This is a genomic window from Geosporobacter ferrireducens, from assembly GCF_001750685.1.
Taxonomy (GTDB): domain Bacteria; phylum Bacillota; class Clostridia; order Peptostreptococcales; family Thermotaleaceae; genus Geosporobacter; species Geosporobacter ferrireducens.
Map to the genome: position 1 here is coordinate 305,338 of NZ_CP017269.1, position 16,369 is coordinate 321,706.

General features: G+C 37.6%; 15 protein-coding genes. 1 reads left to right on the forward strand and 14 read right to left on the reverse strand.

Annotated features, from left to right (window positions below; genetic code table 11):
* Positions 1 to 4 precede the first annotated feature (4 nt).
* From smc to Gferi_RS01605, 14 genes are all read right to left on the reverse strand, one after another.
* Complete coding sequence (smc, locus tag Gferi_RS01540) at positions 5 to 3,580, reverse strand: chromosome segregation protein SMC (protein ID WP_069981251.1); 3,576 nt, start codon at positions 3,578 to 3,580, stop codon at positions 5 to 7.
* Positions 3,581 to 3,668: 88 nt separating this feature from the next.
* Positions 3,669 to 4,748, reverse strand: a complete 1,080-nt coding sequence (locus tag Gferi_RS01545; RefSeq protein WP_069973943.1) for an elongator complex protein 3 — start codon at positions 4,746 to 4,748, stop codon at positions 3,669 to 3,671.
* Positions 4,749 to 5,459: a ribonuclease III gene (rnc, locus tag Gferi_RS01550; protein ID WP_069973944.1), complete on the reverse strand. Its 711-nt coding sequence runs from the start codon at positions 5,457 to 5,459 to the stop codon at positions 4,749 to 4,751.
* A gap of 133 nt (positions 5,460 to 5,592) precedes the next feature.
* On the reverse strand, positions 5,593 to 6,834 hold the full coding sequence (gene fabF, locus Gferi_RS01555; RefSeq protein WP_069973945.1) for a beta-ketoacyl-ACP synthase II: 1,242 nt from the start codon (positions 6,832 to 6,834) through the stop codon (positions 5,593 to 5,595).
* Between the two features lie 107 nt (positions 6,835 to 6,941).
* Positions 6,942 to 7,172 carry an acyl carrier protein gene (gene acpP / locus Gferi_RS01560; RefSeq protein ID WP_069973946.1) on the reverse strand — a complete coding sequence of 77 codons (231 nt, stop codon included), beginning with the start codon at positions 7,170 to 7,172 and terminating at the stop codon, positions 6,942 to 6,944.
* A 28-nt stretch (positions 7,173 to 7,200) separates the two neighbouring features.
* Positions 7,201 to 7,944, reverse strand: a complete 744-nt coding sequence (gene fabG, locus Gferi_RS01565) for a 3-oxoacyl-[acyl-carrier-protein] reductase (RefSeq protein ID WP_069973947.1) — start codon at positions 7,942 to 7,944, stop codon at positions 7,201 to 7,203.
* A gap of 16 nt (positions 7,945 to 7,960) precedes the next feature.
* Complete coding sequence (gene fabD, locus Gferi_RS01570; RefSeq protein ID WP_069973948.1) at positions 7,961 to 8,905, reverse strand: ACP S-malonyltransferase; 945 nt, start codon at positions 8,903 to 8,905, stop codon at positions 7,961 to 7,963.
* Between the two features lie 12 nt (positions 8,906 to 8,917).
* A complete protein-coding gene (gene fabK, locus Gferi_RS01575; protein WP_069981252.1) occupies positions 8,918 to 9,862 on the reverse strand; it encodes an enoyl-[acyl-carrier-protein] reductase FabK in 945 nt (314 codons plus the stop codon).
* A gap of 20 nt (positions 9,863 to 9,882) precedes the next feature.
* Positions 9,883 to 10,881, reverse strand: a complete 999-nt coding sequence (locus Gferi_RS01580; protein ID WP_069973949.1) for a beta-ketoacyl-ACP synthase III — start codon at positions 10,879 to 10,881, stop codon at positions 9,883 to 9,885.
* Positions 10,871 to 11,881 carry a phosphate acyltransferase PlsX gene (gene plsX, locus Gferi_RS01585; RefSeq protein WP_069981253.1) on the reverse strand — a complete coding sequence of 337 codons (1,011 nt, stop codon included), beginning with the start codon at positions 11,879 to 11,881 and terminating at the stop codon, positions 10,871 to 10,873. The genes Gferi_RS01580 and plsX overlap by 11 nt, the downstream gene beginning before the upstream one ends.
* A 16-nt stretch (positions 11,882 to 11,897) precedes the next feature.
* Entirely contained in the window at positions 11,898 to 12,461 is a 564-nt protein-coding gene (gene fapR, locus Gferi_RS01590; RefSeq protein ID WP_069973950.1) for a transcription factor FapR, read from the reverse strand.
* 318 nt (positions 12,462 to 12,779) lie between these two features.
* Positions 12,780 to 12,959, reverse strand: a complete 180-nt coding sequence (rpmF, locus tag Gferi_RS01595; protein WP_069973951.1) for a 50S ribosomal protein L32 — start codon at positions 12,957 to 12,959, stop codon at positions 12,780 to 12,782.
* A gap of 13 nt (positions 12,960 to 12,972) precedes the next feature.
* Positions 12,973 to 13,479, reverse strand: coding sequence for a YceD family protein (locus Gferi_RS01600; protein ID WP_069973952.1), 507 nt, complete (start codon positions 13,477 to 13,479; stop codon positions 12,973 to 12,975).
* 211 nt (positions 13,480 to 13,690) lie between these two features.
* Positions 13,691 to 14,884, reverse strand: a complete 1,194-nt coding sequence (locus Gferi_RS01605) for an acetate/propionate family kinase (protein ID WP_069973953.1) — start codon at positions 14,882 to 14,884, stop codon at positions 13,691 to 13,693.
* 243 nt (positions 14,885 to 15,127) lie between these two features.
* Here Gferi_RS01605 and Gferi_RS01610 point away from each other — a divergent pair, with 243 nt between their 5' ends.
* Positions 15,128 to 16,366: a nucleotidyltransferase gene (locus tag Gferi_RS01610; protein ID WP_069973954.1), complete on the forward strand. Its 1,239-nt coding sequence runs from the start codon at positions 15,128 to 15,130 to the stop codon at positions 16,364 to 16,366.
* Positions 16,367 to 16,369: the final 3 nt, after the last annotated feature.

A 16,369-nucleotide genomic window follows, 5' to 3' on the forward strand; every position in this document is an offset into this window, starting at 1 on the left:
CAATTTAGCTCGCTTTATCTGTTAGCTTTACAGATACTAATTTTGAAACACCATATTCTTGCATGGTAACACCATATAGCGCATCTACACATTCCATGGTACCTTTTCTATGGGTTACTACAATAAACTGCGTATCCTTTGAAAATTCTTTTAAAAAATCAGCGTATCGATAAACATTTGCATCATCTAATGCTGCTTCAATTTCATCTAATATACAGAATGGTGTAGGTTTTACCTTTAATATTGCAAATAGAAGTGAAATCGCTGTCAGTGCTCTTTCTCCGCCGGATAATAAAGACAAATGCTGCAGCTTTTTACCTGGGGGCTGTGCATTAATTTCAATACCCGTAGTTAATATTTCACTCTCATCTACCAGCTTCAGTTCAGCCTTTCCACCTCCAAATAATTGTTTGAATACCTGATCAAAGTTTTCTCTAATCTTTTCAAAATATACAATAAATTGCTCTTTCATTGTCGTTTCCATTTCTTTGATAACACCATGGAGAGATTCCTTCGCATGGATTAAATCAAAACGCTGGTTTGTTAGAAATTCGTACCTTTCTATAACCTCTTGATATTCTTGTATGGCATCTAGATTGACTGCGCCTAGTTCTTTAATTTTCTCCTTAAGAATCTTAATTTTTTTCGTGGATTCTCCCATAAGAATATTGTCTTTTTTATATTCCATAGCTTCTAGATAGGTCATTTCATAATCTTCCCAAAGCTTATTACAGTAAGATTCCTGTTGGATTTCCAATCTCGTTCGTTTTACTTCAATCTTATAGCGGCTGTCCTGTAGTTCACTAGTGATTTCGTTGATTTTTTCCAATTGTTCAGCAACTGCATCAAACCTTTTGCTAACATCGGCTTTGTCCCCTCTGAGCTGTGTTAGATTAAATTCATACTGCTGACGCAAAACATCTATATCTTTACTTTCAATCGCAAGTCTGTCTAGCTGTTTTTCATAGGATAACTTGTTCTGAAGTAATGCTTCAATCTCCATTTCTTTTTTCACCTTTAAATCCAGTGACTCTGCATTCCTTCTTTCAATCTCTTCAATCTGGTGCTCTAAGTTCTGTATCTGCTGTTTTAAGGACGCCATTTTTATCTTTATTCCGGTTAATTGCTCGGACATTTCTTCTTTTTTGCTCTTTTGCAGATCATATTGATCTTTATCCACAGAAACCAATTTTTGCAGCGTATCTTGATCTTTCTGAAGCTGCTCGATCTCTCTTTCTTTTATCTCCAGTGAAACCGTAATGTTTTCCTGTTCTTCCATAAGCTGTTGAATTTCTTTTTCACTTTTCATTATTTGTTCCAGATACATCTTTTCTTCTTTTTTCAACTGCTCATAATCGTTTTTTTCGTGGATTACATGAATCTCCGCATTTTTTAGTTCACTTTCTGCTGCTTGAATTTGATTTTCTAAGCTGTGAATAAGGGTTTCTTTGCTTGAAAACTGCCTTTCATAATCCTCATAGTTTTTCCGCTCCAGAGATATTTCCTGCTCCAATTCGTCAATTTCTCTTCTTCGACTCAGAAAATTTACTGTTTTAGCATGATAACTTCCGCCAGTAATGGATCCACCAGGATTAATAATATCTCCCTCCAAGGAAACAATTTTAAGTTTATGCCCTGTGGCCTTCGCTATGACTATACCATTTTCAATCTTATCAACTAATATTACTTTCCCCAGAAGATATTGAAAAATGTCTTTATAATAAGCATCATATCGAATGACCTCGCTGGCATACCCCACAAAGCCCTTCATTCTTCGGATATCTTCTTTTGTTGCTGCAGATACAAAGCTGCCTATACGTATGCTGTCTATAGGTAAAAAAGTTACTCTGCCCAGGTTGTTTTTTTTCAGGTGTCCTATAACTCTATTTGCATCTTCCGCTCTTTGACAAACAATATTTTGCAGTGAGCTCCCTAATGCAACTTCAATAGCTACTTCTAGTTCTTTTGGAACTTCTATGAGTTCTGCTACAACCCCATAAATGTTTTTTCCCAATTCTGCATTCTTTTTTGTTTCCTGCAATGTATTTTTAACACTTTTATTAAATCCTTCATAATCTTTTTGCATCTCTTCCAGCAAATTCTTCTTAGTCTGTTTTTCTTGCATCTTTTGTTTCGCATATTCACACTTCTTCTTCATTTCCACAGCCAGCTGCTTTGCTTTTCCCAAATCTATTCTTAATTCCGCTAACGCTCGTTTGCTACTTTCTAATTGCTGTGTCTTTGCCCCAAGATTTCCAAGGATCTTTTCTATATTTACTGCAGTGTTTTGCTGCTTCTCTTTAATTTCCTCTATTTCTATAGAAAGCTGCTGGCATCGTTTCGAAAGATTGCTCCTTAAAGAAATGAGACTGTTCATTTCACTTTTCTTATTGGCGCTTTGATTCAATAGCTCAATCATATTTCCTGTAGAATGCTCAATATCCTGCTCATGTCTTACTAATAACTGAATAAACTGCTCCAATTCCTTCTCTTTCTCATATACTTCTTGTTTTCCATCCTTCAGTTGCATCTTATAATTCTCTAATTCCTGAAGCTTTTCACCTAACTGGTTTTCAACAGATTTTTTTTCATTTTCTATCTGAGTAATCTCCAGATTCAATCTTGCAACGTACTCTGCAACATTAGAAACCTTCTCGTGGTATAGGCTAATTTCTCCATCCTTTTTTTCTAGTAGATTCGTTGCTTCAAAAATATTGCTTTGCAACTGTTGTATTCTATTTTCTAAACATTCTATTTCTACCTTTAAACCTTTGTGCTGCTCATCAATTTGTTTTTTATCATGAGTATAATGCTGCAATTGCCCAAGAATAACCTCTTCCTGCTCCTTCATCGTCTCGATTTTGTTTCTTAGATCATCCAGCTCATGGATGTAAAGATTGATCTCTACATCTTTTAATTCTTCCCTTAGTTGAATAAAATTCTTTGCCTTTTCACTTTGAATACGCAGAGGATCAATCCGGTTCTCCAACTCCTGTATAATATCATCGACTCTGGTTAAATTTTGATTTGTGTTTTCTAGCTTCTTTTCGGCTTCTTCTTTTCTAGTTTTATATTTAACAATTCCTGCTGCCTCTTCAAATATTAATCTTCGATCCTCTGATTTATTGCTTAGTATTTCATCAATCCGCCCTTGGCCAATAATAGAATAGCCATCTATCCCTATTCCTGTATCCATAAGCATTTCCCGAATATCCTTTAGTCTACAGGGAGTCTTATTGATTAAATACTCACTTTCTCCAGAACGATAAACTCTTCTGGTAACTGTAACCTCTGCATAATCGATGGGTAATATATTTTCCGAATTATCAAGTGTCATAGATACTTCTGCCATTCCCACCGGTTTTCTTTGCGTAGTTCCTGCAAATATAATATCCTCCATCTTGCTTCCACGAAGGGTTTTTGCGCTCTGTTCTCCCAATACCCAGCGTACTGCATCAGAAATATTGCTTTTACCGCTTCCATTAGGCCCTACGATTCCAGTAACTCCTTTTTCAAATTCCACTTCAACTCTATCTGCAAAGGATTTAAATCCATGAATTTCCACTTTTTTAAGATACAAGCCAAATCCCCCCATTTTTTTCTTACACCTATGATGCTCAAATATGAATACAATACAGTTTAAAACCTATCCATCCTAAGGATAGGCTTTAAACTGTATTGGAAGCGTATTCTTTCATACTATAAGAGATGGGCACTTTTTCATCTGCAGTGATCTGAATAGTCCCCTTGTTTAATTCATTATTCCTGACAATCTTTATCCTTTTAATATTAAAGTTCTTCTGAAGTTCAATCACATTTCTTCTTTTCTGTCCCGCTAGAGCAGAAATGTCTGCATCGTTTCCTTTTATCTCTACAATGTCCAGATGCTCTATTCGATGATATCGGAAGATTTTCTCTAGCATATGCCTATAAATCTCCGTTTCAACCATTTGGCGGAAAGCTGGATGCACAGGCCCTGCAATTACCGCTTTGCCTAAAGCCACATCTTCCGTAGGCTGAAGGCCCAGCCGAATAATTGGAATATCATGCTTTAAAAATTTAAGCGCCAGTGTTTCTGCGTAAAGCAATGCGTCGGCAAGGGTTAATGGCACATAGAGCCCCTTCTGGAATAATACTTCCAAATAGGTATCCCGTATAATTAACGTAGGATATATTCTTACAAAATCAGGAGTTAATGCAATAATTTGATCAGCGGTATAAATGGATTTTTCCAAAGTATCCTCCGGCAACCCAATCATCATCTGCAATCCCAATTGTATTCCACGTGATTTTATCAAAGTTGCAGCATAAATCACATCCTCTGGCAGATGTCCCCTGCAGCTTGCCTTTAGTACATCTATATCCATAGACTGTACACCTAATTCAATAACAGTAACTCCAAAAGATGATAATCTTTCAATAATTGATTCGCTAATATAATCCGGCCTTGTAGAGATCCGAATTTCCTGGATAAAACCCTTCTTTTTCCAATTAAAGGCAACTGTCAATAATTCTTCCTGATACTGCTGTTCAATACCTGTAAAACTTCCCCCGTAAAATGCTATTTCTATTGTTTTCTGTCCATCCGGTTTTATGGTATCTAAAAAATTAAGAATTTGACGGTCTACCATTTCACCGGTTATTTCGCATGGATAACCGGTTATTTTTTTTTGATTGCAGAATACACAGTCATGGGGACACCCGCGATGTGGCACAAATACAGGTATGATATAATGTCTTTTTCCCATCTATTGTACCTCTTTCAACGCTTCTTTCGCAGCACTTTGTTCTGCCTCTTTCTTGCTTCTTCCAATACCAGTCCCAAGAATTTTCTCTCCTACCTTTACATGGACGTGAAAAATTTTATTATGGTCAGGTCCCTCTTCATGAATGACCTCATATAAAATTCTTTCAGAATTTTCGCTTTGAATATACTCCTGCAAATGGGTCTTATAATCTTGATAGACTCTTCCGCTTATGGCATCCTCAATGGTATCCTTTAAACTTTTTAAGATAAACCTTTGTGCTTGTCCCAAACCACCATCTAAATAAATAGCACCAATAATTGCTTCAAAGGTATCTGCTAAAATAGAAACCCGCTCTCTTCCGCCTGTCACTTCCTCTCCTTTGCCTAGGAGAATATATTTTCCGATATTTAAATTTTTGGAACAATTTGCGAGAGATGGCTCACAGACAATACTCGCTCTTATTTTTGTAAGCTCTCCTTCTTGAAACGTATTGAGCTTATTGTATAAATGCTCACTAATGACAATACTCAAGACTGCATCTCCTAAAAATTCAAGTCTCTCATTATAGGCAATATTTTTTTTCTTATTTTCATTTGCATAGGAGCTATGGGTTAAAGATTCAAACAGCAAATGAATATCCTGAAAATAATACCCGATTTTTTCCTCTAACTCCTTCATAGTTTCATTTTTACTACAGGTTTTGCTAAGCATTTGAAGCCTCCTGATCTATATTATACGAATGATTCATTTTCTCTATATATTTTACACTTTTTCCTCTTATTTTAAAAGCACCATTTCATATCCCAATAAATAAGAAAGGAAAAGAGAACCTCTTGGTTCTCTTTTATTCCTTATATTTTTTCAATATAATTGTAGCATTATGCCCTCCAAAGCCCAGGGAATTTGATAAAGCTACATTTACCTCTTTTGTCTTTGCTTTGTTCGCCACATAATCCAAGTCACATTCCGGATCAGGATTCTCTAAATTGATGGTAGGCGGAACAATTCCCTTCGTAATAGCCATTATGCAGGCAATTGCCTCAACACCACCAGCTGCTCCCAGCAAGTGTCCTGTCATTGATTTTGTAGAACTGACCGCGAGTTCATATGCGTGCTGTTCAAATACAGATTTGATCGCCATTGTTTCAAATTTATCATTATAAGGTGTTGATGTTCCGTGAGCATTAATATAATCTACATCATTTGGTGATAATCCTGCATCTTTTAATGCATTTTTCATCGCTCTTGCAGCACCTTCCCCTCCTGGTGCCGGCGCGGTAATATGATAAGCATCCGCACTCATTCCATAACCTACAATCTCTGCGTAGATGGGTGCACCACGCTTTATTGCATGTTCTAACTCCTCTAGTATCAAAATTCCGGCACCTTCACCCATTACGAAGCCGTCCCGGTTCTTATCAAATGGACTGCTTGCTTTTTGAGGATTTTCATTTCTAGTGGACATGGCTTTCATAGCGCAAAATCCCGCTATCGCTAAAGGTGTAATTGAGGCTTCTGCACCACCGGTAATCATTATATCAGCCTCTCCACCCTGAATTATTCTGAAGGCTTCACCAACTGAATTCGTTGAAGAAGCACATGCGGTTACAACGGTTGTGTTAGGCCCCTTTGCTCCAAAAGTCATAGAAACCTGCCCCGCTCCTATATTAGAAATCATCATTGGAATAAAAAATGGACTTACCCGGTTTGGACCTTTTTCTGCTAATTTTTCATATTCCTTTTCCAAGGTTTCAATTCCACCAATTCCAGATCCCAGAACAACACCAAAACGGTTTTGATCTATTGCATCTGTATCTAGTTTAGCATCTTCAATAGCTAATTTAGATGCAGCTACAGCGAATTGGGTAAATCGGTCCATCCGCTTTGCTTCTTTTTTATCAATATACACATTCGGCTCAAAACCCTTTACTTCTGCAGCAATTTTAGTATTATACTCAGATGCATCAAATTTTGTAATGTTATCCAAACCGCTAACCCCATTCTCTAATGCATTAAAAAAAACATCTTTTCCAATACCTATTGGGGTAATTGCTCCTATTCCTGTTACAACTACACGTTTTTTCATGTTATAACCCTCCTATCTTTTCAGATGATCATCTATATAAAATGAATAATTCCATTATTTTAACCCTAGGATATTATTTGTCCCGACCTTAACAGCCGGGACTTTTATTATTTGTTTTCCTCAATATAATTTGCAATGTCGCCGATGTTCTTAAATTTCTCAGCTTCCTCATCAGGAATCTCCACGCTAAATTCATCTTCTAATGCCATGATAATTTCTACAGCGTCTAAAGAATCTGCTTCCAAATCCTTCATTAAAGAAGTTTGCGGTGTAATATCCTCTGTGCTGTCCAAGCCTAATTGTTCAGCAATAATTTCTACTACCTTCTCAAATACCATACATTTCACCTCCCCTCAGTGAATTCCATTACATAACCATACCACCGTCTACGTTGAGCACTTGTCCGGTTATATATCGCGCATTGTCCGAGCATAAAAACGCAACCACATTTGCCACATCTTCAGGCGTCCCTAATTGTTTCATTGGAATATGGGTCATTAATGATTCTTTGACCTCCTCCGACAATACTTCTGTCATATTGGTTTGAATAAACCCAGGAGCAACAGCATTTACATTGATCCCTCTAGTAGCTAACTCTTTCGCTATGGATTTTGTAAATCCGATGATTCCAGCTTTAGAGGCTGCATAATTGGATTGCCCTATGTTACCCATCACACCTACAACAGAAGCAATATTCACGATTTTTCCGCTTTTTTGCTTCATCATTTTTCTAGTAACTGCTTTCGTACAATTATAGGTTCCTTTTAAGTTGATTGCTATAACCTGATCCCAATCTTCATCCTTCATACGCATCAGCAGCGTATCTCTAGTAATCCCGGCATTATTGACGAGTATGTCGATGGTTGGAAATTGATGCTCCACTTCATCGATTAACCGCTGTACATCATCCCCTTTAGAAACATCTGCCTTTATTGCAATGGCTTCTCTTCCCATCTCCCTGATTGCAGCAACAACCTTCTCTGCTTCCTCTGGTTTACTCGTATAATTCACAGCAATATTTGCACCAAGTTCTGCCAGTTTAAGCGCGATCGCTTTACCGATCCCTCTTGATCCACCTGTTACAATAGCTGTTTTCCCTATAAAATTCATTACTCCAACCTCCTTCTTAAAGCAAGTTCTTTAGAACAACTTCCAAAGACGCTTCATTTTCTACACTAAAAATCTCTGCACTATGTTTGGATTTCTTTAGGATTTTTTTTAAAAACTGATTGAGTGATTTTCCTGGTCCTATTTCAATAAAGGTATTGACACCATCCTCTAGCATGCGGATCATGGAATCCTCCCATAGTACTGAATGGCTTACTTGTTTTACCAGCAATTCCTTAACTTGCTCTGCATCCTCGTAATAGTTTGCATGAACATTGGCAATCACCGGAATATGTAATTCCCTTACATCTACTTTTTCTAAATCTTCTTTCAGTTTTTCTCCTGCAGGAATCAGCATTGAACAATGAAAAGGTGCGCTAACAGGCAAAAGAACCGCCTTGAGTGCGCCTGCTTCTTTTGCTGCTTCACAGGCTTTTTCTACCGCTTTTAGTTCTCCTGAGATAACGATTTGACCAGGACTATTGAAATTAGCAGCTTCCACAACACCTACAGATTGAACCTGTTCTAACACTTGCAGCAATTCATTGCGTTCCATTCCAAGAATTGCTGCCATTGCACCCTCGCCCAGCGGCACAGCTTCCTGCATATATCGCCCTCTCTTTTTTACTAGTGCAACCGCATCTTCAAAAGAAATAACGCCTGCAATTACCAATGCCGCATACTCACCTAAGCTCAATCCAGCAGTAATATCTGCCTTTAGTCCTTTTTCTTCCAGGACTTTCGCGATGGCTATACAAGTAGTTAATATGGCAGGCTGTGTATTTTCCGTTTTGATTAACTCTTGTTCAGGTCCCTCAAAACACAATTTTTTCATATCATAGCTAACAGCATTCCCCGCTTCTGTAAAAATCTGTTCAGCAACCCCATACTTTTCTACAATATCTTTTCCCATGCCAACATATTGCGCACCCTGCCCTGGAAAAATAAACGCTATTTTTCGCATTTTACACACTCCTTATTTCAAAAGATGGTGAATTCGTTCACTGGATTTAACAGCTTCTTCAACCATTTCCTCTATGATCTCCCTACAGGGCTTAATCTCTTTTACCATTCCAGCAATTTGTCCAGCCATAACAGAACCATTTTCTATATCACCTTCTACCACTGACATTCTTAATCTTCCTACCCCAAGATTTTCTAGTTCCTCAACCGAGGCACCGTTTTTTTCAAGCTTATCAAATTCTTTGGCCAATTTATTTTTAAGAATTCTTACAGGGTGTCCTGTACTTCTCCCTGTTGCTATGGTATCCCGATCTTTCGCTTTAAGAATAGCCTCTTTATATCGAGCATGGGCAGTGCACTCGGTAGCACATACAAACCGCGTTCCTACCTGTACCCCTTCAGCACCTAATGCGAAAGCAGCCGCTAGACCTCTCCCGTCAGCAATTCCTCCAGCTGCAATTACTGGAATTTTCACAGCATCTACTACTTGTGGTACTAAGGCCATGGTTGTCAGCTCTCCAATATGTCCACCGGCCTCTGTTCCTTCAACAATAACTGCATCAGCACCAATTTTTTCAACCCGCTGTGCTAATGCTACAGAAGGAATCACAGGTATTACTTTAATCTGGCGTTCTTTTAATCTTGTCATATATTTTCCTGGATTCCCGGCACCGGTTGTAATAACAGGAACGTCCTCTCTCAAGATCAATTCCATAATCTCATCCGCATGGGGAGAAAGAAGCATCACATTTACACCGTAAGGTTGGTTTGTAAGTCTTTTTATTTTCTTTATCTCATTTTCAACAAATTCAACTGGTGCGTTTCCTGCAGCAATGATCCCTAAACCTCCTGCATTTGAAACAGCCGCAGCCAATTCTGCAGTCGCAATCCAAGCCATGCCTCCTTGCAAAATCGGGTAACGAATATTTAGCAAATTACTTATCCTAGAAGATATCATAGATTCACCTCTCAAATTGATTACTTGTTCCATTTTACTACACAAGATCCCCAGGTAAGTCCTGCACCAAAACCTACCATCACAATCAAATCATCTTTCTTTATTTTTCCTTCCCGCAGTGCTTCATCCAATGCCACAGGAACCGATGCAGCTGACATATTTCCATATTTATCGAGATTTACGTAAACTTTATCTAAAGGCATTTTCAGTCTTTTTGCTGCTGCTTCTATAATACGTATATTGGCTTGATGGGGCACGAGATAATCAATCTCATTAATCTGATGTCCGCTAAGCTTTAAGGATTCCTCAGCTGCTCTTCCCATAATTCTTACTGCAAATTTGAATACTTCACTGCCGTCCATTTTTACATAATTTAATCCGTCTCGAATCGTCTCCACAGTAGAAGGCATTCTCGATCCTCCGGCAGGCAAAGCTAAGAATTTTCCGCCTTCTCCATCCGATCCTATGTAGGTAGACAAAATTCCCTTTCCTTCCTCTGTTTCCCCCAGCACAACAGCGCCTGCGCCGTCGCCAAATAAAATACTTGTATTTCTGTCGCTCCAGTCTACAATTCGGGACATGGTCTCAGCACCGATCACAAGGACCTTTTGATAAGTGCCTGTAGCAATAAACTGTTTTCCGATAGCTACACCATATAAAAATCCTGAGCATGCTGCTTCCAAATCAAAGGAGGCCGCCTTAATCGCTTTAAGATTTTTTTGAACCATACAAGCCGTGGATGGAAATGCCATATCTGGCGTTATGGTTGCGACAATAATCAGATCGATTTCTTCAGCAGTGACATTTGCATCTTTTAATGCTTTCAAGGCAGCTTCTGTAGCCAAATCAGAGGTTGCGGTATTTTCATCTGCAACACGTCTAGCCTTGATTCCCGTTCTCTCAATGATCCATTCATTTGTAGTATCTACCATTTTCTCCAGATCAAAATTCGTTATTTCTTTTTCCGGTAAAAAACTACCTACGCCTAATATGCCAACAGGCTTTAGACTAATCAGCATTATTTTCATCTCCTATTCTTTCAATCTCTTGGACAATCGATTGGATTACTTGATGCTCTACAAAGCTCTTCGCCTGTCGGATTGCATTTTTAACTGCCTTGGCATTAGAGCTGCCATGGGCCTTTATTACTGCTCCGTTTACACCTAGCATAAGTGCGCCGCCATATTCTGTATAATCCAATTCCTTTTTAAAATTCCTCAGTGACGGCATCAAGATCATAGCACCAATCTTGGACACAAAATTCTTTTTTAGCTGCGTCTTAAGCATATCCATTATTGTCATTGCTACACCTTCTGTTAACTTTAGAACTACATTACCTACAAAGCCATCACATACGATTACATCCGCCACACCTCTAGATAATTCTCTCGCCTCAACATTTCCTATAAAGTTCATCTTGGTTTTTTTGTAAAGTTCATATGCCTGTTTAATGATTTCTGTTCCCTTTCCTTCTTCTGTGCCGATATTCACCAGCCCGATCTCTGGATTCTCAATTCCAAAGACTTTTTCAGCATAAATCTTTCCCATGACTCCAAATTCTAACAGATTTCTAGGCTTACCTTCAGCATTGGCACCTGCATCAACTAATAAGGATATTCCTTTTTGCGTTGGGTAGGGTGCCCCAATGGCAGGTCTGTCAATACCCTTAATTCTTCCCAACTGAAACAGACTTCCAGCCAATAATGCCCCTGTATTTCCTGCTGATACAAAAGCTTCTGCTGTCCCATCTTTTACTAAATTCAATCCTACTACCATTGAAGAATCTTTTTTTTGTCTTACCGCATGAACCGGTTTATCATCGTTCGTAATAATTTCTGTAGTATGATGAATATGTATCTTTTCTAAATTCACAGCGTATTTTTTCAATTCATTCTCTATTTGTGTCTTGTTTCCCACTAAAATAATTTCTAAACCCAATTCTTTTTGTGCTTCAATAGATCCCTTTACAATTTCATGGGGAGCAAAATCTCCTCCCATGGCATCTACAGCAATTTTCATCATATCCACCTCTCTATTATTCTTCAATAGATACAAGGATGAACTTTCCTCTAAACACTTGCTCCTGCCTTACACTAATCTTTACATGAACAAAATACTTGTTTCCTCTTATACGTGCGACCTCTGCTTTCGCAATCAGTTTTTCTCCAGCAAATACAGGCGTCTTATACTTCATATTTGCCACACCAGTAACAGCAACGTCTGCATCAATGACCGCCATCGCAAGAGATTCAGCCATCGCAAAAATATGATGTCCTCGAACAACCTTTGTCTTACGAAAAGCCAGCTCCCTTGTTGTTTCGAGAATAGAGATCGCACTCTGATTTAAATGGAGATCTATCAATTCTCCAATAATTTCTGCTTCTCCAAGGCTTTTAACCTTTAAATAATTTTTTTCCGCAACTTTTTTAACCCGTTCTCTTAATTCAGGTATTCCCAACTCAAGTCTATCTAGTCTTATCGTTTGGATGCTTACGTGAAAATACTCACATAGTTCTTCATCCGTTACGAAGGGCTCCTCTTCAAGTTTATTTAATAATTGGGTTTGCCTTTCCCCTTTAGACATTTTGCCCCTAGGCATAAACTCACCTCATTTTAGTACTTAAAATTAGTACCTGATACTAACAATTAGTATATATTATTTTATTGATTTAATCAACCATTTTTGTTATTTATAACACATGATTCATATCCATGCATAATAGTTAAAATAATAGTTTTTTTTGAAATAACGCTATAAGATCAAACCTTTGACAAAATTATCTCTTAAATCGCCTCAAATTAAACCATTCTTATTATTTCATAATTTTATAGAAGCATACATATAGATTCAAATACTACATCCACTTCCTAATCTAAAAAAAATAGTAATGATGCTATTCATCATTACTATTTGGGATTACTGAACTTTTAATACCTCTTTGTCATGATAGAATCCACAAGATTTACATACTCTATGTGGTAGTTTCGGTTCATGACATTGTGGACACTTTATAATATTAGGAGCTGTCATCTTAATGTTTTCTGCTCTTCTTTTGTCTCTTCTTGCTTTGGACGTCTTCCGCTTAGGTACTGCCATTCTTCCCACCTCCTTAATCTTGTTGTAACAAATCCTTTAGTTTTAATAATCTGGGATCAATCTCACTTTTTTCACATTCGCATGAACTTTCGTTAAGATCCGTACCACAGACCAAACATAAGCCTTTACAATTTTCATCACAAACAACTTTCATTGGGAATGCTAATACTAAACTATTTTCTATTATATCCGAGATATCCAGCATATAATCTTCGACAGAAAACAATTCATCTTCCTCAGCCTGCTCATGATTTCTGACAGTTAGTTTCTCATGAATATGGTGGGTAATAGCATGTTCGAAAGGCGCTAAACAACGATGACACTTTAATAACAATACCCCTTCTACAATTCCCTTTAAAAACACTTCATGATTCACGCGATATGCCTGCCCCTTGAATACAACTGGTTTACTGAAGCTTATTTCTTCATTATAGTAGTTGAAGTTTTTGTAAGGCTCCTGGACTTCAATATCAATCGTATTTTTTTGTCCTTCAAATAATTCTTTCAAATCAATTTTCATAACGTACACCTCAACGTGTTGACAGATTTTATTATACAAACGGAATCATCATTTGTCAAGCAAAATTACTTGATAGCCATACTGTTTGTTCTTTGAATCTGTTTTTAGTATTGATAAAAGGTAGGAATTTCATCCTACCTTTTATCAATAAATTTATCTGTTTTCATCAGAAAGATTAAATAGCGCTGCTAAAATATTCTTCCAGCAGTTCTTACTTTAATAGCTCTTGTGTATCCCTTGCAATCATTAATTCTTCATTTGTCGGAATTACCAGTACTTTCACTTTAGAGTCATCTGTACTTACAATAACCTCTTTGCCTCTTGTTTTGTTTCTCTCGGAGCATATTTTTACACCCATAAATTCTAGTCCACGAACGATTTCTTCTCTGTTGGTTGCAGAATTTTCTCCTAAACCTGCTGTAAATACGATGGCATCTACGCCGCCCATCACAGCAGCATAAGCAGCAACATATTTTCTTACGCGGATATCAAATTTATCTAATGAAAGTTGAGCTCTTTCATTTCCTTCTTTTGCAGCATTTTCAATATCTCTAAAGTCGCTGCTCACACCTGAGATTCCTAAAACTCCTGATTTTTTATTTAAAAGGTTATTAATTCCCTCAATATCCAGATTTTCTTTCTCCATAATAAAAGTTACAATAGCCGGATCAAGATCACCGCATCTCGTTCCCATTGCTAAACCTTCTAACGGCGTAAAGCCCATGCTGGTATCAATAGACTTGCCTCCGTCAATCGCCGTTACACTTGCACCATTCCCCAAGTGACAAGTTACGATCTTTAGATCTTCCAGTGGTCTATCTAATAAAGCAGCTGTTCTTTGTGCTACATATTTATGGCTGGTTCCATGGAACCCATATTTTCTAATCCCATACTTTTCATAAAGTTCATAAGGAAGCGGGTAAATATAAGAGGATTTGGGCATCGTTTGGTGGAAAGCTGTGTCAAATACACCTACCATTGGCACATTTGGCATGATCTCTTTACACGCACTAATACCCATTAAATTTGGAGGGTTATGTAAAGGTGCTAATTCAACACACTCTTCCATCGCTTTAATTACATCTCCATCAATGATTACTGAACCACTGAATTTTTCACCACCATGAACAACCCTGTGACCTACTGCATTAATTTCATTCATTCCTTTAATCGCACCATGATTTTCGTCTGTCAATGCTGCGATAACCAACTCAAGAGCCACCTTATGATTCTCCATTGGCTGTTCAATTACTGCTTTTTCTTTGCCTGTAGTCTCATGTTTAAGAACAGATCCTTCGATACCAATTCTTTCTACGAGTCCTTTTGCCAATACACTCTCATCTCTCATATCCACTAACTGATACTTTAAAGATGAACTGCCACAGTTAATTACTAATACATTCATTTTTGTTGCCTCCTTAATAAAATTTTAACAAATTAAAGTTCTATAAAAATTTAATTTATCCTTTTTTTAAAGCCTATTATATTATAAAATAAAATACTTTTTTTTAAAATAAGAAATTTATTACTTCTTTCTTTTGATATTATTCGTCAAATTTAGTAATATTATTGTTAGAGTATATTCTTGCAATTTATTGGTAATTTAAAATTGTGCTTCTTTTTATATCTTTATATCGGAGGGCTTTAAATGAAAGTTTTAGGATTTATCACAGAATACAATCCTTTTCATAATGGACATAAATATCATCTTGCAGCTTCAAAGGATGCAGTAGGCGCCACCCATACAGTTGCTATAATGAGTGGAAATTTTCTTCAAAGAGGAGAACCTGCCTTAACCCATAAATGGATTCGCGCAAAGATGGCTGTTCGTGAGGGAATTGATCTAGTGATTGAGCTTCCCGTCGCTTATGCATGCAGCAGTGCAGAATACTTTGCCTTCGGGGCCATATCTCTGCTCCACAAGCTGGGTATAATTGATTCGGTATGCTTTGGCAGTGAAGCCGGAGAATTAAAACCTTTGCTAAAAATTGCTAAAACACTGTACGAAGAACCATTAGAATACAAAAATTCACTACAAGATTACATAAAAAAAGGATTGCCTTATCCGAAAGCAAGATCTTTGGCACTTGAGTGCTTCTTAAATCAGAAAAATCTAGCCCCTACAATTTCCTCGCCAAACAACATTCTGGGCATAGAGTATCTTAAAGCGCTTTATCGATTAAATAGTTCCATTAAGCCCTATACCATCAAAAGGGTACAGGCGGATTATCATTCTCATCAGCTGGAAGGTACGATCTGCAGTGCTACAGCCATAAGAAAACATCTTGCAGAAACAAATAAAGAATCTTCCCTTTTATTCAGTTTTATGCCTAAAGAAAGCTATGCCCTGCTTATGGACAGCATCAAGAATCATCTTGCACCCGTAACACAATCTTCCTTTGATCAAACCATCCTGTATCATTTAAGATACCTTCAAAAATCAAGGCTGATGGAGTTGTCCGATGTCAGTGAAGGCCTAGAAAACCGGATAAAAGAAGCTGCTTACAGCGCAAAAAGTTATGCTGAACTACTGGATTTAATCAAAACAAAGCGCTATACCCTGACCCGCATTCAAAGAATACTCATCCATAGCCTTCTGGGTCTTTCAAGACAAGAGCTGCTGTCCATGGCTCATGAAAAAGGCCCTTCCTACGCACGTATACTGGCCTTTACGCAAAAAGGAGCAGAACTCATTCGATTAATGAAATCTACTTCCTCTATTCCAATCATCAGCAATATTAATAAATCAGCTTTATCGGATACAGCCGCACAAAAAATGTTATTCTTTGATCTTCTCGCAACAGACATTTATAGCTTGGGGTACCCTGCTATGGAGCATCGTTACGGTGGGTGGGATCATTACATGCAGCCTTACTTTCATCGGTAAAAA